Source organism: Shinella sp., from assembly GCF_052438155.1.
GTDB lineage: Bacteria > Pseudomonadota > Alphaproteobacteria > Rhizobiales > Rhizobiaceae > Shinella.
This window is the reverse complement of record NZ_JBQVPI010000001.1, coordinates 368309-391489: the sequence shown is the minus strand read 5'-3', so window position 1 is coordinate 391489 and position 23181 is coordinate 368309. Positions and strand designations below refer to the sequence as shown.

The 23181-nt window shown below is 62.5% G+C and carries 19 protein-coding genes and 1 tRNA gene; 2 read left to right on the top strand and 18 right to left on the bottom strand.

Going from position 1 to position 23181, the window contains the following annotated elements; all coding sequences use genetic code 11:
• Positions 1 to 32: 32 nt before the first annotated feature.
• From ACT6VE_RS01855 to ACT6VE_RS01845, 3 genes are read right to left on the bottom strand one after another with little or no spacing between them, the layout of a single operon-like run.
• Positions 33 to 881 carry a transporter substrate-binding domain-containing protein gene (locus tag ACT6VE_RS01855; RefSeq protein ID WP_444796917.1) on the bottom strand — a complete coding sequence of 283 codons (849 nt, stop codon included), beginning with the start codon at positions 879 to 881 and terminating at the stop codon, positions 33 to 35.
• 43 nt (positions 882 to 924) lie between these two features.
• Complete coding sequence (locus ACT6VE_RS01850; RefSeq protein WP_444796916.1) at positions 925 to 2124, bottom strand: amidohydrolase family protein; 1200 nt, start codon at positions 2122 to 2124, stop codon at positions 925 to 927.
• Between the two features lie 26 nt (positions 2125 to 2150).
• The gene (locus tag ACT6VE_RS01845; RefSeq protein ID WP_444796915.1) at positions 2151 to 3437 is read right to left on the bottom strand and encodes an NAD(P)/FAD-dependent oxidoreductase; all 1287 of its coding nucleotides are present in this window, start codon (positions 3435 to 3437) and stop codon (positions 2151 to 2153) included.
• A 110-nt stretch (positions 3438 to 3547) separates the two neighbouring features.
• Between ACT6VE_RS01845 and ACT6VE_RS01840 the strand changes: the two genes are divergently transcribed.
• Entirely contained in the window at positions 3548 to 4432 is an 885-nt protein-coding gene (locus tag ACT6VE_RS01840; RefSeq protein ID WP_444796914.1) for a MurR/RpiR family transcriptional regulator, read from the top strand.
• Positions 4433 to 4450: 18 nt separating this feature from the next.
• Here ACT6VE_RS01840 and ACT6VE_RS01835 read toward each other — a convergent pair whose 3' ends face one another.
• The 5 genes from ACT6VE_RS01835 to ACT6VE_RS01815 form a co-directional block, all read right to left on the bottom strand.
• Positions 4451 to 5230: an ABC transporter ATP-binding protein gene (locus ACT6VE_RS01835; protein ID WP_444796913.1), complete on the bottom strand. Its 780-nt coding sequence runs from the start codon at positions 5228 to 5230 to the stop codon at positions 4451 to 4453.
• Entirely contained in the window at positions 5223 to 5951 is a 729-nt protein-coding gene (locus ACT6VE_RS01830) for an ABC transporter permease (RefSeq protein ID WP_069058164.1), read from the bottom strand. Before ACT6VE_RS01830 ends, ACT6VE_RS01835 begins: the two co-directional genes overlap by 8 nt.
• On the bottom strand, positions 5951 to 6670 hold the full coding sequence (locus ACT6VE_RS01825) for an ABC transporter permease (protein WP_444796912.1): 720 nt from the start codon (positions 6668 to 6670) through the stop codon (positions 5951 to 5953). The genes ACT6VE_RS01830 and ACT6VE_RS01825 overlap by 1 nt, the downstream gene beginning before the upstream one ends.
• Positions 6671 to 7394: 724 nt before the next feature.
• Positions 7395 to 12632, bottom strand: a complete 5238-nt coding sequence (locus ACT6VE_RS01820; RefSeq protein WP_444796911.1) for a beta strand repeat-containing protein — start codon at positions 12630 to 12632, stop codon at positions 7395 to 7397.
• A 538-nt stretch (positions 12633 to 13170) separates the two neighbouring features.
• Positions 13171 to 13246: transfer RNA gene (locus ACT6VE_RS01815), tRNA-Ile, on the bottom strand.
• Positions 13247 to 13400: 154 nt separating this feature from the next.
• On the opposite strand from ACT6VE_RS01815, the gene ACT6VE_RS01810 reads away from it, so the two are divergent.
• Positions 13401 to 14156 (top strand): SIMPL domain-containing protein, encoded by a 756-nt coding sequence (locus ACT6VE_RS01810; protein WP_444796910.1) that lies wholly within the window; start codon positions 13401 to 13403, stop codon positions 14154 to 14156.
• A 297-nt stretch (positions 14157 to 14453) separates the two neighbouring features.
• Here ACT6VE_RS01810 and ACT6VE_RS01805 read toward each other — a convergent pair whose 3' ends face one another.
• The 10 genes from ACT6VE_RS01805 to rpoD form a co-directional block, all read right to left on the bottom strand.
• Positions 14454 to 14708 carry a GNAT family N-acetyltransferase gene (locus ACT6VE_RS01805; protein WP_444796909.1) on the bottom strand — a complete coding sequence of 85 codons (255 nt, stop codon included), beginning with the start codon at positions 14706 to 14708 and terminating at the stop codon, positions 14454 to 14456.
• Positions 14645 to 14956, bottom strand: coding sequence for a hypothetical protein (locus ACT6VE_RS01800; protein ID WP_444797459.1), 312 nt, complete (start codon positions 14954 to 14956; stop codon positions 14645 to 14647). The genes ACT6VE_RS01805 and ACT6VE_RS01800 overlap by 64 nt, the downstream gene beginning before the upstream one ends.
• A 230-nt stretch (positions 14957 to 15186) precedes the next feature.
• Complete coding sequence (locus ACT6VE_RS01795) at positions 15187 to 15588, bottom strand: hypothetical protein (RefSeq protein ID WP_444796908.1); 402 nt, start codon at positions 15586 to 15588, stop codon at positions 15187 to 15189.
• Positions 15589 to 15699: 111 nt separating this feature from the next.
• On the bottom strand, positions 15700 to 16050 hold the full coding sequence (locus tag ACT6VE_RS01790) for a nuclear transport factor 2 family protein (RefSeq protein WP_444796907.1): 351 nt from the start codon (positions 16048 to 16050) through the stop codon (positions 15700 to 15702).
• A 57-nt stretch (positions 16051 to 16107) separates the two neighbouring features.
• Positions 16108 to 16530 carry a secondary thiamine-phosphate synthase enzyme YjbQ gene (locus ACT6VE_RS01785; RefSeq protein WP_444796906.1) on the bottom strand — a complete coding sequence of 141 codons (423 nt, stop codon included), beginning with the start codon at positions 16528 to 16530 and terminating at the stop codon, positions 16108 to 16110.
• Positions 16531 to 16543: 13 nt separating this feature from the next.
• On the bottom strand, positions 16544 to 16669 hold the full coding sequence (locus ACT6VE_RS01780; RefSeq protein WP_444796905.1) for a hypothetical protein: 126 nt from the start codon (positions 16667 to 16669) through the stop codon (positions 16544 to 16546).
• Positions 16670 to 16723: 54 nt separating this feature from the next.
• Complete coding sequence (locus tag ACT6VE_RS01775) at positions 16724 to 17077, bottom strand: DUF1428 domain-containing protein (protein WP_444796904.1); 354 nt, start codon at positions 17075 to 17077, stop codon at positions 16724 to 16726.
• 128 nt (positions 17078 to 17205) lie between these two features.
• Positions 17206 to 18876, bottom strand: a complete 1671-nt coding sequence (locus ACT6VE_RS01770; protein WP_444796903.1) for an alpha/beta hydrolase — start codon at positions 18874 to 18876, stop codon at positions 17206 to 17208.
• Between the two features lie 57 nt (positions 18877 to 18933).
• On the bottom strand, positions 18934 to 20325 hold the full coding sequence (locus ACT6VE_RS01765) for a family 16 glycosylhydrolase (protein ID WP_444796902.1): 1392 nt from the start codon (positions 20323 to 20325) through the stop codon (positions 18934 to 18936).
• A 459-nt stretch (positions 20326 to 20784) separates the two neighbouring features.
• Complete coding sequence (rpoD, locus tag ACT6VE_RS01760) at positions 20785 to 22839, bottom strand: RNA polymerase sigma factor RpoD (RefSeq protein WP_444796901.1); 2055 nt, start codon at positions 22837 to 22839, stop codon at positions 20785 to 20787.
• Positions 22840 to 23181: the final 342 nt, after the last annotated feature.

Sequence of the window (23181 nt, the reverse complement as noted above, 5' to 3'; positions counted from 1 at the left end):
CGGCCCCTTTTTCATGCGATCTTTCGCGCGGCTTACGTCTTCGGCGAGATATCCCGCTTGAACCACTTGATGGCGAGGCGCGACAGGGTGCCATCGGCGATTGCGGCATTGATCGCATCGTCGAACAGTGCCTTCAGCTCGGTATCGTCCTTGCGCAGGCCGACGGACTGACCGCCGCCGAGCGGGCCGCCGGTGAACTCGGTGCCCGCGAAGGCTACCTGGTCGGCGCCGATCTTTTCGAGCGCCTTGTCGAGTGCGACGGGTGAGGCCATGACGCCATCGACGCGGCCGGCTTCCAGGTCGAGGTCGTGCTGCTCGGTGGTCTTGTACTCGCGGAACTCGATGGTCGGGAAGAGTTCGGCCATGATCTGGCCCGCGGTCGTCGAGCCCTGGGCACCGATCACCATGCCGTCCATGAAGGGCAGCATCTCGGCGGCGGCGGCCTTCGCCGCTTCCTTGTCCTTGCCCATGTCGATCTGCTTGCCGACCGGCATGTTGGCGAGCGTCGAATCCTTGCGTACGAGGAAGGCGGCCGAGCCGGTGCCGTAGTTGCGCGAGAAGGTGATGACCTTTTCCCGCTCCTCGGTCTGCAGCATGCCGGCAACGATGGCGTCGAACTTACCGGCGTTCAGCGACGGGATCAGGCCGTCCCAGTCCTGCACGATGACCTCGCACTTGACCTTCATGCGCGGGCAGATGTCTGCGAGCATGTCGATCTCGTAGCCGGCCAGCTTGCCGCCGGCTTCCGTGAAGTTCCAGGGCGCATAGGCACCTTCCGTCGCGACCGTGATCGTGCGCGTCGGCTCCTCGGCGCCGGCCGCGGATGCCGCAAGCGCGATGCCGAGAGCGGTGATGACTATTTTACCAAACCTGTTCAACATATTAGCTACTCCTCTTTGCCAATGTTTGAAGTTGTGTGTTCGCTCAGGCGGCGACGAGTGCGCCGTCTTTCGCAACTGGGATACCCTTGCGGTAGACAGACCGGCGGGCGGGGCGGGATGCGACGGCGTCGGCCGGCGTTTCGGCCCGCACCAGAAGGAAGGTGGCGTCGCAGCCGGGCTCCAGGCCGTAGCCTTGAAGGGCCATGGTGCGCGCGCCGCCATAGGTGCACAGGCTAAGCGCCAGTTCGATATGGACGTCGTTGATGAAGTCGTTGCGCTGCGAGACGATGGCCGCGCGATCGAGCATGTCGGCATTGCCGAAGGGCTGCCAGGTGTCGCGCACGCCATCACTGCCCGAGCAGATTTTGACGCCCATGTCGCTGAGGTCGAGCACCGGCGGGCGGGGGCTTGCCGCGCCGCCCTTGGTCATCAGGTGCACGCCGGCCTCCGCCATCATGCCGCCGAGCCGCGCCAGCGGCCTGTCGGCCAGCATGCCGAGGCAGAAGCCATGGCTGACCGTCACCCGGTCCGCCATGCCGAGCGCCTTCGTGCGCTCCACGATGAGTTCGATGGCGAAGACGCCGAGGGCGTCCGGTTCGTGCAGGTGGATATCGACGGGTTTCCCATGGCGCTCGGCCATTGCGAAGATCGTGTCGAGATGGCCCTTGGGGTCGCGGTCGACGCCCGACGGGTCGAGGCCGCCCACCACGTCGGCGCCCGCACGCGTCGCCTGTTCCATCAGGTCGACCGTGCCGGGGCGGATCAGCATGCCGCTCTGCGGGAAGGCCACGATCTCGATATCGACAATGTCGCGGTAGCGGTAGCGCGAGGCGAGCACGCCTTCGAGCCCGGCAAGGCCATATTCCGTGTCGATATCGACATGGGTGCGGATATGGCTGGTGCCGTTGGCCACGGAACGCTCGATCTGCGCGGCCGACTGGCGCGCGGGATCGATGCCGAGTTCGCGCTTCATCCGCCGCTCGTTCTCGATGAGGTCGATCAGTTCCAGACCGACATCGTTGCGATACCAGGGCATGCCGAGCAGCGTCTTGTCGAGATGGGTATGGGCATCGACAAGGCCCGGCAGCATGAGCAGGCCTTCACCGTCGACGACGCGGATCTCCGCCGCAAAGGGCCGGGAACCGTACGGAAGGATTTCGGCGATCCGGCCATCGCGGATCACCACGTCCTTCGCCGCCGCTCCGTTCGGCCGCACATTGATGAGAACAAATTCAGTCGACATGGGTGGCTTCTCCAAAGGTCCGCAATTCAGCCGAAACGGCTCATGGCGTAGGGTGCGGGATCGGCGAAGGGTGTTTCGCCGGTCATCATTTCCGCCAGCAGCCGGCCGGTGACGGGGCCGAGCGTCAGGCCGTGGTGATTGTGGCCGAAGGCGAACCACAGGCCCTTGTGGCGCGGCGCCGGACCGATGATCGGGCGCATGTCCGGCAGGCAGGGTCGTGCACCCATCCAGGGCTCCGGCTCGATGCGCCGGCCGAGCGGGAAGATCGTGCGGGCATGGGGTTCGGTCTGGTTGATCTGGACAGGCGTTGCTGGATCGTCGCGGTGGGCGAACTCGATGCCTGTGGTCAGGCGGATACCCCGCGCCATGGGCGCGAGCAGATAGCCACGTTCCACGTCGACAACCGGATGGTTGAGCACGGCATCGCCAGCCGGCTCGATATGCACGTGATAGCCGCGCTTGACGGCAAGCGGCACGCGGTAGCCGAGCGGCTTGTAGACCGTATCCGACCATGGTCCAAGGGCCACCACGGCCTCGCGGGCGGTGATGCGGCGACCGCCCGCAACGACACTCCATCCGTCCTCGCATGCGGCAAGGCTCGTCGCATCGCCCCGGACCACTGCACCGCCGCGGCGGGTGAAGAGCGCGGCGTAGTCCGCCACCAGCCCTCCGGGATCGGCGGTCGTGGCGGGATCGAGCCAATGGACGGCTCCTGCAAACTGGCCCGTCAGATGCGGCTCGCGGACGGAAAGCTCCTGCGGGTCGAGGAAATCGTAGCGAATGCCGAACTCATCCAGAGCGCGCGCCGCACGCTTCGCCGCCGAAAACGCCCCTTCGCTGCGATAGGCCTCTATCCACCCGGTACGCCGCGCCCGGTGCTGAATGCCGGCCTCGGCCATCAGCGCGGTATGCTCGATGAGCGATCCTTCGATGAGTGGCAGCATGTCGAGTGCAGCACGGCGAAGGCGCCGGCTGGAGGACTCCAGCCAGAAACGGGCAAGCCACGGGAGGACTCTTGGTAGAAACCGCCAGTGGAAGCGCACGTCGGCGGAGCGGTTCGTCGCATATTTGAAGAGCGTCGCGATCTCGCGGGGAAATCCGTAGGGAATGACGCTCGCCCGCTCGATGAGCCCGGCATTGCCGTAGCTCGTCTCCTCGCCGGGCGCGCGGCGGTCGACCAACAGCACGGACTTGCCGCGCTTCTGCAGGTGCAGCGCCACCGAGACGCCGATGATGCCGGCGCCGAGCACCAGCACGTCCACGTCGGGACGCTGGCTCTCTGAATGGGGGGACGATCCGGATGATTGATGCATGATGGCAGTTTTCTGACTTTATTTTGCGTTACGTTAATTATATAACATTACGACAAGGCGTTCCCGCAGGGTTTGCGAGCGAGCGAAAGTGGAAAGACGGCGGGCGCGACATGCGGAACGGCAATTGGGTGGAAGAGAGTTCGGTGCGCCAGCGGCTGGACAAGGCCTCGAAGGAGGCGACGGCTTCGGGCAAGGCGCTGGCGAATTTCATGCTGGCCCATATCAGCGACCTGCCCTTCGAGACCGCGCGCAGCGTCGCGGACAAGGTGGGCGTCAGCGAGTTGACGGTCGGCCGATTCTGCCGGTCGATCGGCTACGAGGGTTTCAAGGACCTCAAGGACCGGCTGAAGGACGATATCAGCGACAGCCCGTGGCTGCTCGGCGACCGGCTGAAGGACCTGCAACAGAAGAGCGCCACCGAGCCCGCCTTGGCGCGCAGCCTGGAGCTTGCCGTTGCCTCGGTCGTGCGCGTCTACGACTATGCCCAGACGGAGGCCTGGGACCGCGCAGCGCGACGCATCGCCGGGGCCGACCGGGTTTTCGTCGCCGGCTTCCAGACCGAGCGCGGCCTTGCCGAGGCCTTCGCGCATATGCTGCGCTACCTGCGCGATGAAGTGACGCTGGTGGATGTCGCCGGCGGTAACTTCGCCGAGGTGCTTCTGACCAACCCGGCCGGCTGCACGCTGGTGCTGGTCGACGCCCGTCGCTACTCGCACCAGTCCAAACTGCTCGCCACCAAGGCGGCCGAGCGCGGCATACCCATCACCATCGTCACCGACCTCTATTGCGACTGGGCCGGGAGCTACGGCGACGAGGTTTTTGCCGTGCCGACCGACCTCAACCTCTTCTGGGATGCGACCTCCGGCATGTGGACGCTGTTGCAGCTTCTCCTGAACAGTGTCTTCTCCCATTGCGGGCCTGCCGTCGAAGAGCGGCTGCATGATGTCGCCAGCCTCTACGAAAGCTTTGTCGGCTACAGCCGCAGCCTGAAATAACGCCGTCATCGCCATGTCCTAGCCGTGCGAGGAGATGAACTTGCGGAAGCGCTCCGAGCGCGGCGCGGTGAAGACCTCCGACGGCGCGCCGTCCTCTTCGATCTGCCCCTGGTGCAGGAAGATGACGCGGTTTGAGACATCGCGGGCAAAGGCCATCTCGTGGGTCACGACCAGCATGGTGCGCCCTTCGTCGGCAAGCGCGCGCATGACGCGCAGCACCTCTCCCACCAGTTCCGGGTCGAGTGCCGAGGTCGGCTCGTCGAAAAGCATGACCTTCGGCCGCATGGCGAGCGCCCTTGCAATGGCCGCGCGCTGCTGCTGGCCACCGGAAAGATGCGCCGGGTAATAGTCGCGCTTGTCGGCGATGCCGACCTTGGCGAGCAGGTCCAAAGCCTCCTCGCGGCATTCCGCCTTCGGCCGCTTCTGCACATGGACAGGCGCTTCCATGAGGTTTTCGAGGATGGTCATGTGGGACCAGAGATTGAAGCTCTGGAACACCATGGCGACATTGGTGCACAGGCGGCTCAGCTGCCGGGGGTCGGCGGGCTGGCGGCCATGGCGGCCGTTCTTCAGGCGGATCGCCTCGCCCTTGATATGGATTTCACCCTCGGTCGGCACTTCCAGCATGTTGATGCAGCGCAGCATCGTGGATTTGCCGGAGCCCGAGGAGCCGAGCACGGAAACGACCTCGCCTTCCCGCGCATCGAAGGAAATACCCTTCAGCACTTCCAGCGCGCCAAAACTCTTGCGCAGGTTGCGGACGGAAACGGCGGGCGTGATGGATGCGGTTTCAGGCATGTTGCAACGCAGCTCCGGAAGAGGCGGGTGTCGGGACGGGGCGCAGGTGCGGCGACAGCCGCCATTCGATGAACGCCACGAGACGGGTGATGGCGAAGTTCAGCGCGAGATAGATGAACCCCGCGACAAGGAAGACTTCCAAGGCCCGGTAGGACTGGGAGATCAGCTTGGCGGCAAGACCTGTCACTTCCAGCATGGTGATGACGGAGGCGAGCGAAGTCGCCTTGATCATCAGGATGACCTCGCTGGCATAGGCCGGCAGAGCCTGGCGAAGGGCGATGGGAAAGATGATGCGGCGATAGAGCAGGAAGCCCCACATGCCGCTGGCGCGCGCCGCCTCGACCTGCTGGTGGGGCACAGCCTGCAGCCCGCCGCGCAGGATCTCGCTGCCATAGGCCGCCGTGTTGAGGCTGAGCGCGAAGATCGCGCACCAGTAGGGTTCACGGAAAAACACCCAGAGGCCCATGGATTGCAGGGACGGCCGGAACTGTCCGAGGCCATAGTAGATGACGAACATCTGAACGAGCAGTGGCGTGCCACGGAAGACGAAGACGTAGAATTGTGCGACCCAGCCAACCGGGCGCAGGGAAGACATGCGCATCAGCGTCAGCAATACCGCCAGCACCGCGCCCAGCGCCGTGGAAACGAGCGCAAGATTGAGCGTCAGCGGTATGCCGGCAAGAAGCTGCAGGAAGGTTTCCCAAAGGAAGACGATATCCATCACGCCCTCCTGACGCCGCGCAGCGAGCGGGCTTCTGCCTGGCGGAAGAGGTAGGAGGAGACAGCCGTGATCACGAGATAGAGCAGCGCGGCCGTGATGTAGAAATCAAAGGGGCGACGGGTGGAGCCGGCCGCGATCTGCGACTGGCGCAGCAATTCGACGAGGCCGGTGACGGAGATCAGCGCCGATTCCTTCAAGACGAGCTGCCACGTGTTGCCGAGGCCGGGAATGGCGTAGCGCAACACCTGCGGGGCAATGATGCGGCGAAACCGTAGCCATGTCCCCATGCCGACGGAGCGCGCGGCTTCCAGTTCGCCGCGGCTGATCGTGTTGAATGCGCCGCGAAAGACTTCCGCCTGGTAGGCGCCGGAGACGACACCGATGGCGAGCACACCCGTCATGAAGGCCGGCATGCCGATGAAACCTTCCGCGCCAAAGAGCCGCCCCACGGCGCCGAGCGCAGCACTACCGCCGAAATAGAAGAGGTAGATGACGAGCAAATCCGGAATGCCGCGCAGCACGGTCGTGTAGCCGTCGCCGAAGGCGCGCAGCGCGCCGCTGCGGGAAAGCTTTGCGCTGGTGATGCCCGCACCGATGACCGAGCCCGCCGCAAAGCCGCCGACCGCGACGGCAAGCGTCATGCCCGTCGCCGTCAGCAAGGCAGCTCCCCAGCCCTCCGGGCCGAAACCGACGAGATCAAAGAAGGACGGACCTTGCATCAGCGCCCTGCCTTGGGCGCAGGCAAGCCGCCGCCGTCGGGGGCGAAGTGCCACCGTTTATCAGTCATCGATGATCCTCCGTGAACCCGCACTCCTCAGCGGGTAGGCCCGCACAGGGGCAATGTCAGCTTTATAACTGTATGCGATAATACTGTCAATTCGCTGACAATGCACTGAGGCGATTTTTGCAAATACCCGATTTCGCACAAGAAACCCGCGCAACCTTTTGAGTTGTCGCGGGATAATAAGGAACTACCCAGAGATGATATGTCAGAGATGTATGCACGACTGTTGATAAATGCATGCATTTTGGCGCTTCCCTCAAGGGGTGTGCTTCAAGCGCGCTGCCGAACTGCGCAGCGGCACGGCCGGCCTTGCACAGCAGTTCGCTCTCCGCGCGGCTCTTGACGCAGCACAGGTGCTAGGTAAGGCCCTGGAGGGCGTCATCACTCTGTCGAGCAGCGATCGAACGATCTGCGTCGCCATAGGGGAATGGCGAGCTATCCCCCTAGATAAATACAAATAAAATCAATGCACTAAATGCCGATTTTGGAAAATTTACGGGAACTCGGCCCGGACATAGTGGACTTTTGAACCCTGTTGCAAAATACGACAGTCGGTTAAGCGCATACCGTGGGAAATACGGTATGAACATAGCGACGTGATTGCGATTTTACGGCAAGGGCAAAAGCACCTTACCCCTTGATACTCCCCTTCTGTACGATCACAGGATGAAGTCCGTCACCTTCATGGCCAGGCTGAGATCGAGCCTGATGGAGAAGTCCGCCGTGCCGTCGCCGTTGATATCGCCGGAGATGAATGTGTCGCCGCTCTTGATCTCGTAGCGCAGTTCACCGGCCGTCTTGTGAAACTTTTGCGTGTCGATGAAAGTGAAGGCCTGGTCGTTCTTCAGGTCCGGATTGGCGTCGATCGCGTTGAGGCTGATCTTGTCCCCCTGGCTGCGGTTGAAGTCGATGATTGTGTCGCGGCCGGCGGCTGCGACCGTCGTGTCCGTGACCGCCTTGAACAGAAACACATCCGCGCCGGAACCACCGGTCAGCTTATCTGCCCCTGCGCCACCGTACAGCTTGTCGGCACCACTAGCGCCAACAAGCGTATCGTTTCCGGCCTTACCGTCGAGGATGTTGTCTGCGCTGTTGCCGTTGAGGATGTTTGCAAGCGTGTTGCCCACGCCATTGATCTTCGTGGAGCCCGTCAGCGTCAGGTTCTCCACGTTGCTGGTGAGTGCGTAGTTGACCGACGCTTTCACCAGGTCCGCACCGGCGCTCGTGCCTTCCACCACCACATCGCCAGCATTGTCGACCACATAGGTGTCGTTACCCTTGCCGCCGATCAGACGATCCGCGCCGGCCTTGCCGTCGAGCACGTTGTCCGCGTCGTTACCGGTCAGGATGTTGGCAATGCCGTTGCCGACGGCGTTGATCTTGCCGGAGCCAGTCAGCATCAGGTTCTCGACATTGCTGGTCAGCGTGTAGTTGACCGATGCCTTGACGAGATCGGTGCCGGCACTCGCGCCTTCCACCACCACATCGCCGACATTGTCGACGACATAGGTGTCATTGCCCTTGCCGCCAATCATTCGGTCGGCACCGCCCTTGCCGTCGAGCACGTTGTCGCCGCCGTTGCCGGTCAGGATGTTGGCGAGGCCGTTGCCGGTGCCATTGATCTTGCCGGAGCCGGTCAGCGTCAGATTCTCGACATTGCTGGTCAGCGTGTAGTTGACCGATGCCTTGACGAGATCAGTGCCGGCGCTCGCGCCTTCCACCAACACATCGCCGTTGTTGTTGACGACATAGATGTCGTTACCCGCCAGACCACGGAATGTCTCCGCACCGACCGTGCCGTTGAAGACGTCTGCGGCCGATGTGCCGGTATAACCATCGATGACCAGTTTTCCGGCGGGATTGATGCTGGCACCCGTAATGTTGAGGACATTGCCGGCGGCATCCTTGATGGTGGCGCCGTTGAGGTTGAGCTTCGTGACGGAGAGATCGCTCGCCGTGTCCTCAAGCCCGACCTTGTAGTCGAAAACAAGCGTCTTGCTGCTCGATGCCGCGGCATCATAGATGGCCTGCTTGCCGTTGCTGAGCGTCAACGTCAGCTTGGTGGCACCCGTCAGGACCACCGCCTCGCTGAGCGTGAGCTTGAACTCGGCGGTCTGACCGGTGGTGAGCGTGCCCGAACCGCCGCTGACACCCGGACCGGAAACCGTGACACCGGTCACGGTCGGCGCAGCCTTGTCCAGCGTGAAGGTCAGGATGCCGGCCGACGACACGTTGCCGGCCTTGTCGGTCTGGATCACCTTCACGGTATGGGCACCATTCGTGAGAGCAGACGGATTATAGGTGCTCGATACCGGGCCACCATCCACGATATAGCTCAGCGTCGTCCCACTTTCCTTCCCCGCGATCGTCAGGGCACCGTTGCTGGTGATCCTGTCAGTCGAGGACGACCCCGTATCCGAGCTCAGGGAGAGAACCGGTACGGCAGGCTTTGCCCGATCGAGCGTGAAGGTGATGCTGCGGGCATCGGAGACATTGCCGGCGACATCCGTCTGCACGACCTCGACGGTATGCGTGCCATCGGCAAGGGCGGACGGATCGTAACTGCTCGACGCTGCCCCGCCATCCACGATGTAGCTCAGCGTGGCACCATTTTCCTTGGTGATTGTCAGGGCACCGCTACTGGTAATCTTGTCGATCGAGGACGCGCCTGTGTCCGACGTCAGGGCAAGCGCAGGCGCCAGGACGGTCTTGTCGATCGTGAATGTTATGCTGCCGGCGTCGGAAACGTTGCCCGCAAGATCCGTCTGCACGACCTCGACGGTATGCGTGCCATCGGCAAGGGTGGACGGATCGTAGCTGCTTGACGCCGTCCCACCATCCACGACGTAGCTCAGCGTGGCGCCGCTTTCCCTGGTCATTGTCAGCGCGCCGCTGCTGGTGATCTTGTCGGTCGAGGACGAGCCGGTATCCGATGTCAGGGCAAGAACGGGGGCCAGAGCGGTCCTGTCGAGCGTAAACGTGATGCTGCGGGTGGTGGAAACGTTGCCCGCCGCATCGGTCTGCGTCACCTCGACCGTATGCTCGCCGTCGGCAAGCCCATCCGAATCGAAGCTCGACGATGCCGCGCCGCCATCGACGACGTAGCTCAGCGTCGCGCCGTCTTCCAGGCCGGAAACCGACAGCGCGCCATTGTTTGTGAGCTTGTCCGTGGACGATGTTCCGCTGTCGGATGCCAGCGCCAGGACCACCGCGTCGGGCGCGGTCCGATCGATCGTAAATGTGATGCTGCGGGCCAGGGAAACGTTACCCGCAAGATCCGTCTGCGTCACCTCGATCGTGTGTTCGCCGTCCGCAAGCGCTGTCGGATCGTAGCTGGCCGAAGCCTGGCCGCCATCGACGACATAGCTCAGCGTTGCCCCAACCTCCTTGCCGATCGTCAGGGAGCCATCGTTGGTGAGAAGGTCGGTCGCGGACGTTCCGCTATCGTCGGCGAGCGTTAGATCCGGCGCATCCGGCCGGGTCGCGTCCACCCCGAGTCCGGTTAGCGATCCGTCCGCGGTGGAAATGGTAGTACCGTCGAAGAAGGACGCCGCCGTACGCGAGTTGTTCAGGATGACCGAGATACGCCCTTCGTTGGGCACGACGATATCAAGTTTGCCATCGCCATTCACATCGGCAAGGGCAATGGAGTCCGGTGAACCGCTCAAACCGATATCCGTCGAACCGGAGAAATTGCCGGCGCCGTCGCCCAGTCGTATGGAGACACTTCCGGCCGCGTTTCCTGTCACCAGATCGAGCTTGCCATCGCCATTCAAGTCGCCAATAGCGATCGAATTCGCTGCGGATCCTATCGAAACCTGCGTCGCACCGGAGAAGCCGCCATCGCCATCGCCCAGATGCACGGAGACGGTGGCCAAAGTGGAGCTTGTCGTCAACAGGTCGAGCTTGCCATCGCCATTCACATCGGCAACGGCAACGGAGCTCGGGGAGTTCGCCGTGCCGACCTGTGTCGTACCGGAGAAATTGCCAGCACCGTCACCCAGTTTTACATAAACCTCGCTGGCATTGGAATCGGCTGCGAGAATATCGAGCTTGCCGTCGCCGTTCACGTCGGCAAGAGCGATCGAAAGGGGGGTAGCTCCCATAGCGATCTCTGTCGACCCCGAAAAACTGCCGGCGCCATCGCCGAGCCGCACGGAGATGCCAAGTTCGTTCGCCGTCACCAGATCGAGTTTGCCATCGCCATTCACGTCGCCGGTCGTGAGGAAAACCGGCATACTATCCACAGGAACCATCGCCAATCCGTAGAAGTTGCCATTGCCGTCCCCGAGCCGGACGGCAACGACGTTAAAAGTCGATTCGGCCACCAGGAGATCGAGCTTGCCGTCGCCGTTTACATCGCGCACAACGACGCACTCTGACGAGTAGCCGACATTGGCCTGTGTCGCCGCGGAAAAGCCACCGGCGCCCTCGCCGAGCTGTATCGCGACAGTGCCCTGTTGCCCATTGGTTGTCACGAGATCGAGCTTGCCGTCGCGGTTCACATCTGCGATGGCCGTGAAGGTCGTGGAACTCTGCGTTCCCACGGTTGTCGGCGTTTCAAAACTCAGCGCGGCCAACCCATCGACAGAGCCGTCGGTGCTGTCGATGCCGGTAATGGTAAGGTTGCTCGTACCCGTGTCGCCCTCCACGACCGTATAGGCGAATGTCGGCCTGCCGTTTTGGTCAAGACCGGCATAGACCGCCCGCCCGCCATTGCTGAGTACCAGTTCCGGCATGCCGTTCACGGTGACGGGCACGTCGGTCGTCAGCGTGAAAGTAACCGTGTCGCCGGTTTTCAGCGTGCCGGTGGCACTCGACGAGATCGCCGTGACGTCTGCCTTCTTGCCGCCCAGCAGGACTGTGACGCCACCGCCCATGACGGTGGTAACGACGATGTCCATCCTGCCGTCTTTGTTGACGTCGGCCACCTTGACACTTCTTGGCATGCTGCCGACAGCGATATCGGTGCCGCCCGAGAAATTACCGCTGCCGTCTCCCCACCGCACCGAAACGCTGTTGGCATTGGAATTCGCTGTGATGAGGTCGAGCTTGCCGTCGCCGTTCAGGTCCGCCACTGTGAGGGATCCGGGATTGGCGCCGACGCTGATGTCCGTCGCCGATGTGAAGCCGCCATTGCCATTGCCCAACAGGACCGAAACCGTGCCGGGCGTTCCGATATTGGTCGTCAGGGCGTCGAGCTTGCCGTCGCCGTTGACATCCGCAACAGTCACGGTGCCCGGCAGGCGCGTTCCCATGCTGTAATGTGTAACGGCCGTAAAGCCGCCGGCACCATCGCCCAGCATCACCGAGACGTTGCCGAACGAAGAGTTGCCGGAGGCGACGATGTCGAGCTTGCCATCGCCGTTCATGTCCGCCAGGGCGACGTAACCTGGAAAACGGGAGGTGATGGACGCGTTGTTGATTGGGCTTTGGAAGCCGCCCTGCCCATCGCCCAACAGCACGGTAATCACACCGTTCTGGCTCGTGGTCACCGCGTCAGTCCGGCCGTCGCCATTGACGTCGCCGATCGCCATCGACATGGGGCGAGACCAGAAACTCGCATGGGGTCCGGCCTGATAGCCTCCCGCGCCGTCGCTGAGGAGCACCCGGACGCTGTAGTCATAGTAGCTGTCGAAGACGATATCGAGATGGCCGTCGCCGTTCATGTCGGCAACCTTGGCGAAGCCCATGCTGGGCTCGCCGGTCGTGACGTCGATGTTCGTCGATGTCGAGAAACTTCCCGTACCACTGCCCAGCAACACCAGAAGCTTGGCCGTGGAACCCACATTGGTTACCACCAGGTCAAGATTGCCGTCCCCATTGATGTCGGCGATTTCAAGATCAACGGGACTGGTGCCCACGCTGTAGTCCTGTCTCGTAAAGGTCGTGCTCATCGTGTTCCCCCGGATAACGCGCGTTTAAAAGGCAGGAGTTCGCCGCAGCTCGTTCCCGGAATGGACAAAACAAGCCGCAGCCTGCCGTTTCCCAAATTTCGGCCATGCCCTCACCGCCAAGCGATCCCCGATGGGTGGCAGCGCAGAGCGACGACATTCCCACTTCAGACAATTGTGTCGCGCGAAGACGCAGAGAGCGGGCAAGCCGTAGCGCCTGCGCGGGCGTAAACTTTCACTCTTCAGGAGCGTTACCGAAATGGCGTCAGGGTGTCTGCGTCCATTTTTGAAACGACAGGAATTCACGCACGCGTGACGCCGACCCTGATACCTAGCCATCCAGCGGTCGCGACCACATCCCCACCCTTGCCAAAACAGGTTGAGCGGCGTTGGAAATCATGTCCATCATCGGAGATGCGAACATAAAAGAGATCGAATCCACTGCGCCGCCGTGAACAAAAAGCGGCTCCCCAGATCGCCATCACCAAGCTCAAGAGCGCAGGGTGGGAACGAACGAAAAACATGGGAAGAAAAATGAAAGTGGTGGGCCCGGAGGGACTCGAACCCCCAACCAAGCGGTTATGAGCCGCCGGCTCTAACCATTGAGCTACAGGCCCGGCCCGGCGGGTCTGCCGGGGTCGTCGGTCAATGGCGGCCGACGATGTGGATCGTCTAGACGAATTCGCTGCCGCTCACAAGCGCTGCCGTATTCTCTACACAATCCCGGGCGAAAAACAGGGCAAGGGACACAACCATCAGGAGACCTTCTTTATGATCCACGGGACCTTGGGCCGCCGTACGGGCGCCAGCCTTTTTGCACTTTCGCTGGCACTCGCCGCCGCCGTTCCGCTGGCCGCAAAGGCTGAAGAGGCTGTCAAGCAGCGCGAGGCGACCATCATCGTCACCGGGGAAGGCACCGCCGAAGTCGCGCCGGACATGGCGCTGATCGACCTGGGCGTCGTCAAGGATGCCAAGACTGCCCGCGAGGCGCTGGATGCCAACAACAAGGCCATGGCCGAAGTCCTTGCCGCGCTGAAGGAAGCCGGCATCGCGGAGCGTGACCTGCAGACCTCCGGCTTCATGATCAACCCGCAGTACCAGTATCCGCAGAGTTCGACGGGCGAAAACCAGCCGCCGGTTTTGACCGGCTTCCAGGTCACCAATACCGTCACGCTGCGCGTGCGCGACCTCGCAAAGCTCGGCGAAATCATGGACAAGGCCGTAACCCTCGGTGCCAACCAGGGCGGCGGCATCCGCTTCACCAACGACAAGCCGGAAACGGCCGTCAGCGCCGCGCGCAAGAAGGCCGTCCAAAACGCCATCGCAAAGGCGAAGGAACTGACGGAAGCCGCAGGCGTCGGCCTCGGCCGCGTGCTGGAGATTTCCGAAACCAGCTACCGCGCCGAACCGATGCCGATGATGCGCGCCATGGCCAAGGACTATGCCGAAGGCGGCGCCGTACCGCTCGCCACCGGCGAGAACAGCTACGCTGTCACCGTCAACGTGACATTCGCACTTGGCAAGTGAAACCGCTTGATCGCTTTCAAACAAGGGGCCGGGAAACCGGCCCCTTTTTCGTTTCGCCAGCCAACGTGCCATCCAACCGCGTCCAGGCCGTTTCTTGTGTCCTGCACCGGGGGCGAATGCAGGTGAAAATCCACAGGCAACACATGCGCGGCCTCACCGGCTGAGGCGGATAGCCCGTTCTTTGCAAAGCTGGGGCAAGCTTCTTGATCAGTATCGCCTTGCGAAAGCCGTACGCAGGCGTGGCGTCAGAATACGGAGCCGCGTGCAGCAACCAAAGTTCTTCGGTATGCGAGCGTGCTACGGGGCTACCGCAATCCTTACCTCCATGAGCACCGCGGGAAAACCGATGTCCTCGGCCATGGGAATTTGAATGACGCCCTGTCGTTTGAGACAGACGCTTTCATAAAATGGTTCCGCGTTCAGGCTGGAGAAGGCCTGAAAACGGGAGGCGCCGCGGCGCAATGCCATGTCGGCGCACCGTGCGACGATCAAACGGCCAATGCTGCGGCGCGCGTGAGCGGAATCGACCGCGAAATGGCGCAGATGCGCCAATCCGTCGGTCCGCTGGCCGGACCCGGCTGCTCGAATGTCCAGCCGCCGCAACCGACAGTGTCACCGGCTTCCTCAGCGACGTAAAACGTGCCGGATATCAAAAGCTTGGAGTTTGCCCGCGTCATGAGCGGCAACGCGCGCGAAAAGACATTCTCCTCATAGGGGCCTGCCATCAAAGCTGGATAGGACCGGCCCAGTAGCGTCTCCACCCCGGCGGCATCCTCCACGACCGATGTCCTGATGGTCATGCCTCACACCCTGGCAGTCTGACCGGGCATGCCGCCCCGCACAGGTGTACGACGCAGAATAGCTGCTTGCGCGGTGCCGGCCATGATCCTCTTGGAGACGAGAGCGCTGCGACCTGCCAAAATGCAAAAACCCTCCCGGTCGAAACCGGGAGGGTGGCCGCTCGCCGGCCGGGGGTGACGTGACGAGCGGTTTCCGTCAGGGAGCGCCGGTGCGGACCAGCACCCTCCCCTTAACGCCACATGGTCGGGCAGCCACGGTCGTTGACAAAAACGATACGGCTGAAGCCGCCATGACGGTAGCCTTCGACGACGACCCGGCGCGGCGACATGTCGACGACGCGGGCGCGGCGCACGCCGAAATCGCGTGCCTTGGCCACGGCTAGATCCGGCGAGCAGCGACCGCGACGGCCCGTTTCATGACGGCGCTCGTTACGGCGATCCCAGCGGTCGTGGCGACGATCCCAGCGGTCACGGCGCCAGCCATTGTCGTGCACTTCGAGGAATCCGTTGCGATAGCCGACCGTTTCGATCGTCACGTCGAGGCCTGCGGCAGAGGCGGCCGGCACCGAGGCGGTCAGCGCGCCAAGACCGAGAACCGCGGCAAGAATGGATTTTTTGAGAAAGCTGGCCATCGAAGGATCTCCTGTTTCGTTCCGCCGAACCGTCGTGTTCGGCGATTGAGGAGACCTTAGAAGGGCCAGGCTGAACGCAGGCCGAAGCCGCCGTTCAGCCTGCGTTCAACTTCATGAAGTGGTGAAGAAGGCGATGCGGGTGATCGATCCGTCCTCGAGTTCGAGCAGCAGGATCTTTTCCGCCGAATAGCTATCGCCGCCGGCTCTCTTGCCGTGCGCCGTCAGCTTTATCGCGACGTTGCTGCCGAGGGCATCGCTCATCACCAGGGCGTCGTCGTAGCTTTCGTCAAAGGCCTCGAAATGCCGGGCAAGACGCGCGCGCAACGCTTCGCGGCCATTGTCCATGCCCTCGCCGATGCCGGAGATCGAGACGTCCTCGTTAACCTTGGCGGCAAGGGCGGCAAAGTCGCGGCTGTTCAGCGCCTCGATCACGGCATGATTGATGCTTTCGGTGTTCGCCATGGATCTCTCCTCTCGATGGATCACCGCAGGAACGTTCCACTGTGTGAACGTGTTCCGTCAAGAGCCGAGATGCAGCACGATTTCCCGGCGGTGCGGCCGGTCCCGGTGCTCGAAGAGATAGAGGCCCTGCCAGGTGCCGAGCGCGAGACGCCCATCCATGACGGGTATGCCGATCGAGACCTGCGTCAGGGCCGCCTTGATATGGGCCGGCATGTCGTCCGGCCCTTCCATGGTGTGCACGATCCAGCGCATGGACGGGTCGTCGGAAGGCGGCACGAGGCGACGGAAGAACTGGTCGAGATCGCGCCGCACGTCCGGATCGGCATTTTCCTGGATGAGCAGCGAGCAGGATGTGTGGCGGACAAAGACCGTCAGCAGCCCCTCTTCCACCGCCGCGCCGCGCACGAAGGCCGCGGCATCGCCGGTGAACTCATAGAGCCCCTGCCCGCGCGTTTGGACCGTCAGGATTTTCTGCGCCATGGCGCCCGGCGCCTCAGCCGATCGCCCAGAACAGGGTGCCGACCACGACGATGAAGATGAGGATGACGCCCATGAACCGTGCGAGGCCGGCATTGGTATCCGTGGTGGTACCGACGATCGCGTAATAGAGGTCCTGCATGGGCGCATCCTTTGCAAAGCTATCCGGCGCAGTGATACCGTAACCTGCCTCTGCTCACAACTCGACGATCGCCTGGAAGCCGCCATAGATCATGCGCTTGCCATCAAAGACATCCTTCCAGGCATCCCCCTTCAGGCGCTCGTCCGCCATAACCTTGGTGACGATTTCATCACGCCGGGCGCGCGATTCGTAGGTGACCCAGGCGAAGATCACAATCTCGTCATCCTTAGCCTGCACGGCGCGCGGAAACGAGGTGAGTTCGCCATAGGGCACGTCGTCGCCGATGCACTCGACATAGTCGATCGCGCCATGCTCCTTCCAGACATCACCCGCCGCGCGCGCTATGTTCTTGTACGCATCGAGATTGGCCTTCGGCACGGCGAGCAAAAATCCATCGACATAGGTCATGATCGTCTCCTCCTTGATTTGGACATGACAAGGACGTGGGTCAGCGCGCCGATCCGACAAGGGGGCCGATTTTTTTACCGGCGTCATTCGGAGAGTGAAGCCGTGCATAAACCAGCCTTTCGCTCCCCTCACCGCCCCGCGCGGAACTTCTCCTTCAGTCGCGCAATGTCCGCCGCACTCCAGTCCGTGACGTCGGTCACAGCGATCCACGGGTCGATATAATGCTCGCCGGCATAGACATGCCCCAATCCCATGGGCGTCGTCGTCGCCATGGCCATATCGAGTGTCAATTGCAGGAAGGTGACCACCGGGTACCACTGGAAATCCGGCGAGACATCCGGCCCGCGCGGCACGTCCATCCAGGATGGCTGACGGTAGAAGGAGTAAGGATCGTAGAAGACGATCGGGTCGCTGGCATATTGCAGGTAGACGATGCGCATCGGCCCCCAGTGATCGCCCGCCTCCGGCAGCACATTGCGCTGGCTGGTGAAGCGCACATAGGAGCCATCGCGGAAGCGCGGCAACCAGGCTGGCGTGCCTGGATTGCGATCCGCCGTCATCTTGCGCCAGATCCGGCTCGGAAACGGCGGGCCGGCCCACAGCGCGCCCTGATAGGGGTCGCCGATCACCTCGAAGAGTTCCGCCGATTGCTCCGACGACAGCGCCCCAAGGCTGAGGCCGTAGAGATAGAGCTTGGGGCGGCTCTCCTTCGGCAGCGTGGTCCAGTGGCCGTAGATGGCGTGGAAGAGCGCGCGGGCCGCCTCGGCGCCGTAATCCGGCTCGGCGAGCAGCGAGAGCCAGCTTGCGAGATAGGAATACTGGATGGCGACGCTGGCGATGTCGCCGTGGTGCAGGTACTCGACCGTATCGATCCCCTCGGGATCGACCCAGCCGGTGCCGGTCGGCATGATGATCAGCAGCGTCGAGCGCTCAAAGCCACCGACGCGGATGAGCTCGTCGAGTGCGATCCTGGCGCGAGCCTCCGGCGTCTCGGCGGCATTGAGGCCGGCATAGACCCGCAGCGGCTCAATGGCCGGTTTGCCGGTGAAGGCAGCAATATCCGCCGCCGTCGGGCCGCTTGCCACGAAGGAACGGCCCATGCGGCCAAGCTCGCCCCAGCGCACCAGCGAGGCGGCACTTCCCGATTTCAGCGGCCCGGACGGTTCTGCCGTATCCGGCTCGATCACCTGGTCGAGCCGACGGAAGGACGAATCAGCCGTGTGCAGCACGAGGCGTACGAGCAGGCCATCGGCCAATGTCCAGAACAGCGTGGCGGCCAGTACCGTACCAATGACATAGGAGAGCCGCCGCGGGGCCGCTCGACGCGACGTGCTGGCAAACAGCCGCACGAACAGCGCAAAGAGACGCCCCAGGGCAAGGAAGACGAGGAAGACCGCAAGCGCGATGAGGCCAACATAGAACGGATGCGCCGTCTCGATCGGCGGCAGGTGCATCAGCGTGCGGATGGAATTCTGCCATTCGGCCGTGCGCCACAGAAAGACCAGCGCGACCAGGCCGCAGGCGCCGCCGACTATCGCCTTCAGCCCCAGCCGCACACGATCCTTCGGCTCCGGCAGTTCCAGCCAGAACCACAACGCGGCAAGCAGCACGCCAAGACCGTAGCCACAGGCCATGGCGACGCCGGAGAGCAGGCCCTGCGTCACATAGGTGCGCGGCAACAGGCTCGGCGTCAGCGAGGCGGCGAAAAGCAATGTACCGACGATCAAGCCCGCAGCGGAAAAACCCGCGAAACCCGCAATCCGCTTCAGCATTCCCTTGAGCGCTCCCGCATTCGACATGTCGCCGTCAGACTTGCATGGGGACGATGCGGGTGCAAGGAAACCACGGCGGAAAGGCTACACCAACCAGTCGTCGAGCGCATAGGCGCGAATGTAGTCGACCTTCAACTCGGCGCCGTCATCCAGCCCGGCATCGGGTCTACCCGCCACTCCGCCGACCGCCAGATTGACGATCATGTACATCGGGTCGTGCATATCGTCTGGGGTTTCGGCGCTGGCGACCGCGACGTCGTCGAAATACCAGACGATCTTCTCAGGCGTCCAGAGCACACCGTAGTTGTGGAACCCGCCGGTGTCGTCGACCGTGACGGCACTGGAGATCGAGCTGCGCTTGCCGGTCTCGTTCGAATGAACCGTGACATGCACTGTGTTGGGGTCCTGGCCGCGCATTTCCACCACGTCGAGTTCGGGCGGCCAGGAGCCGTCTGCGGGCAGCAGCCAGAAGGCCGGCCAGGTTCCGCGCTCGTCGGGCATGTCGGCGCGGATCTCGAAGTAGCCATAGGTTTGAGAAAAGGAGGAATGCGTCGTCAGCATGCCGGACGTGTATTCGTACCCGTCGATGATTGGGCGGATATCGTCGGGCGTCTTCTCCGCCGTAATCGTCAGAACGCCGTCATCGACCGAGAACGGATTGACCGTCGAGGTCGGGCCGTAGGACGGGTTCACATACCACTGCTTTTCGCCGTTTTCGGTCAGCGTCGCGCCCTTTTCCGGCGCCCACCAGTGCCGGGTGTCCCATGTGCCGCCGTCGTCCGAAAGGCTCAGCCTGTTGAAATGATCGACGAAGGTCAGCGCCAGTGCCGACCTGTCGAGCGCGAGGCGGAACTGGTCGGGCCGGAAATCGGCGATCGTCGTGTCGGCGAAGACAAAACTCTCCCCACCACCGAGCGCGAGGCGCACGTCTTCTCCCTCCTGGTCCATGGCGGCAAGCACGCCCGCGAAGGAGGTAAGGCCGTAGCCATCAAGGCGCAGCGTGTCGTCCGCGCCGAAGTCCGTAACAAGATCGCTGCCATTGCCCTTGCGGATGACGAAGATGTCGGCACCCCCGCCCCCGATCAGCACATCGTTACCTGCGCCGCCGTCTATCGTCTGGCTGCCGGAACCGCCGGTCAGGATATTGTCGAGACCGTTGCCGAATGCGTAACGGCCATGGCCGGTGACGGTGAGGTTCTCGATATGCGACGGCAGCGTATAGCTCATCCAAGTGGAGATCGTATCGATGCCCTCCCCGCCCGCCTCGAACGCCCGATTGCGCGTCGAATAGAGATAGTAGATGTCATCACCGGCGCCGCCAGCCATCGTGACATCGACCGCGCCGTCACCCCACATCGAGTCGTTCCTGGCCGTGCCGTTCAGCCGGGGGCCCGAGCCAGTGGCAGAAAACCACGCAGAAGAGCCACCGCTGTAGCGAAGAGAAACGCCAAGGGCGTTCAGAATGCTTCCGGCCATATATCCAATCCTCGTTGCGCGCACGCTCCTCCCCGCAATGCGCTCTTCAATCCAATGACGTGCGACAAGGCTAGCAGCGGGGGGCGAACGCGTCGAATCGACCCCCGCCTCGCGCCAGGCCTGCGGCGAGAGCCGGGTGTCCACCGGGCAAGCTCCTAATATGGCCAGTAAAACAGGATGTTGCGGGAAATTGCCGGTTGTCGGCAGGTTGGCGCAAATGTCCCAGGGCGTGACACAATCCGCTCCAGCCTTAACCCACCATCACCCATTCCGGCACATTGCGGGTGGGAAAAACCGACAGGCTTCCCAAGAGAGTTCTTGAGTTTCAGAGGATTAAACCAGGACCTCAATTAGCGGGTCGTGGCAGAGGCTGATTTATCCGAGACCCTGTGCACAAATGCAAAAAGCCGGGCGCAAGGCCCGGCTTTCGTCTTGTTGCGGATCCACAGTCCGGCGGACTTAGCTGTCCAGGAAGCTTCTCAGCTTGCGGGAGCGGCTCGGGTGCTTGAGCTTGCGCAGCGCCTTCGCTTCGATCTGGCGGATACGTTCGCGGGTAACCGAGAACTGCTGGCCGACTTCTTCGAGCGTGTGGTCGGTGTTCATGCCGATGCCGAAGCGCATGCGCAGCACGCGCTCTTCGCGCGGCGTGAGCGATGCCAGCACGCGGGTCGTCGTCTCGCGCAGGTTCGCCTGGATGGCGGCGTCGATCGGCAGAAGCGCGTTCTTGTCCTCGATGAAATCGCCGAGATGCGAATCCTCTTCGTCACCCACGGGGGTTTCGAGCGAGATCGGCTCCTTGGCGATCTTCAGGACCTTGCGGACCTTTTCGAGCGGCATGGCGAGCTTTTCGGCCAGTTCTTCCGGGGTCGGCTCGCGGCCGATCTCGTGCAGCATCTGGCGCGAGGTGCGGACGATCTTGTTGATCGTCTCGATCATGTGCACCGGAATGCGGATCGTGCGCGCCTGGTCGGCGATCGAACGGGTGATCGCCTGACGAATCCACCACGTCGCGTAGGTGGAGAACTTGTAGCCGCGGCGATACTCGAACTTGTCGACCGCCTTCATGAGGCCGATATTGCCTTCCTGGATGAGATCCAGGAACTGAAGGCCACGGTTCGTGTACTTCTTGGCAATCGAGATCACGAGACGGAGGTTGGCTTCCACCATCTCCTTCTTGGCGATGCGGGCTTCGCGTTCGCCCTTCTGCACCATCGAAACGATGCGGCGGAATTCGGCAATCGAGATGCCGGTTTCCGTGGCGAGGTTCTGGATCTCCTGACGGATATCGCGGATCGTCGTGTTTTCCGAACGCGCAAATTCCTTCCAGCCGCGGGCGGCCAGATTGGCGATCGACTTCATCCAGTTCGGATCGAGCTCCGCGCCGGAATACTGTTCCAGGAACGAATCGCGCTTGACGCCATAGCTTTCGGCAAGGCGCAGCAAGCGGCCTTCGTTCTGCATCAGGCGCTTGGAGATGTCGTAGAGCTGCTCGACAAGACTGTCGACACGGTTCTGGTTGAGCGACAACGACTTCACGGCCGTGATCAGCTCGTCCTTGAGCTCCTTGTAGCGGCGCTCCTGGGCAGGAGACAGCGTGCCGGTCGCCTGCAGGCGGGCTTCCACCTGCTGGTCCTGCAGCTTGCGCAGCTTCTTGTAGGTCTCGGCGATCGTGTCGAGCGTTTCCATGACCTGCGGACGCAGTTCCGCTTCCATGGCGGCGAGCGAAAGGTTCGACTCGTCGTCGTCCTCTTCCTCTTCCTCTGCCGGCATGCTGTCGCCGCCGACATTGGTGATGTCGTCGTCGTTGGCAGCGCGCGGCTTGCGGGTCCGTTCTTTTTCCTCGGCAGCCTTGCGGTCGGCCTCGATCTTTTCCGGGCTCTGGAACTGCGGGGCAGCCTTCGCCTCGGGACCGGAATAGGTCGTCTCGAGATCGATGATCTCGCGCAGCAGCGTCTGGCCTTCGTTGAGTTCATCCCGCCAGATGATGATGGCCTGGAACGTCAGCGGGCTCTCACAGAGGCCGGCGATCATCGTCTCGCGGCCGGCTTCGATGCGCTTGGCGATGGCGATTTCGCCCTCGCGCGACAGGAGTTCGACGGAACCCATTTCGCGCAGGTACATGCGAACCGGATCGTCCGTGCGGTCGGTCGGCTCCTTCTTCTTCGCGGTCGCAAGCGCGGTACCGCTGGAAGGCGCGATCTCGCCGCCTTCGCTCTCGTTGTCGTCGTCGCTCGCCTCGTCTTCGCTGCTCGGGGCCGCCTCTTCGGAGTCCTCGTCCTCGATGACGTTGATGCCCATGTCGGAGAGCATGGCCATCGTGTCCTCGATCTGCTCCGAGGTCACTTCCTCGGACGGCAGGACAGAATTCAGCTCGTCCATCGTGACATAGCCGCGCTTCTTGGCGGCCTTGATCATCTTCTTGACTGCATCATCGGAAAGATCGAGAAGTGGGCCGTCGGATGCGCCTTCGCGTTCGTTTTCGACTTCCTCGTTCTCTTTGACCTTTGTCGCCATTTATTTCGTCGCTTTCCTGAGCATCCAGTTTTCAAGCGGTTAGGGTTTCCGCAGCCGATCGCCCTTCGGCATGCGCAATCGCTTCTCAGCGTCCCTGACCTAACGGATTGACAATTAAATCCTGATTAACCACATCCCGGCCCGCGGGACTATGGATATGTTGCCGAGGCAACACAATTGACATGACTTCCCGATCTGCCGTACCCGTTCCTTGCTCGCCAACAATGGTGATTCCCAGAATTTTCGGTTCCGTCAAGCTTTTCCGGCAAAAAAGCCGCAAAAGGTTACGATTCGGCTTCGCGAACTGGCAAGTCGGCGGATCCGGGTGATTGAGCCTTCATG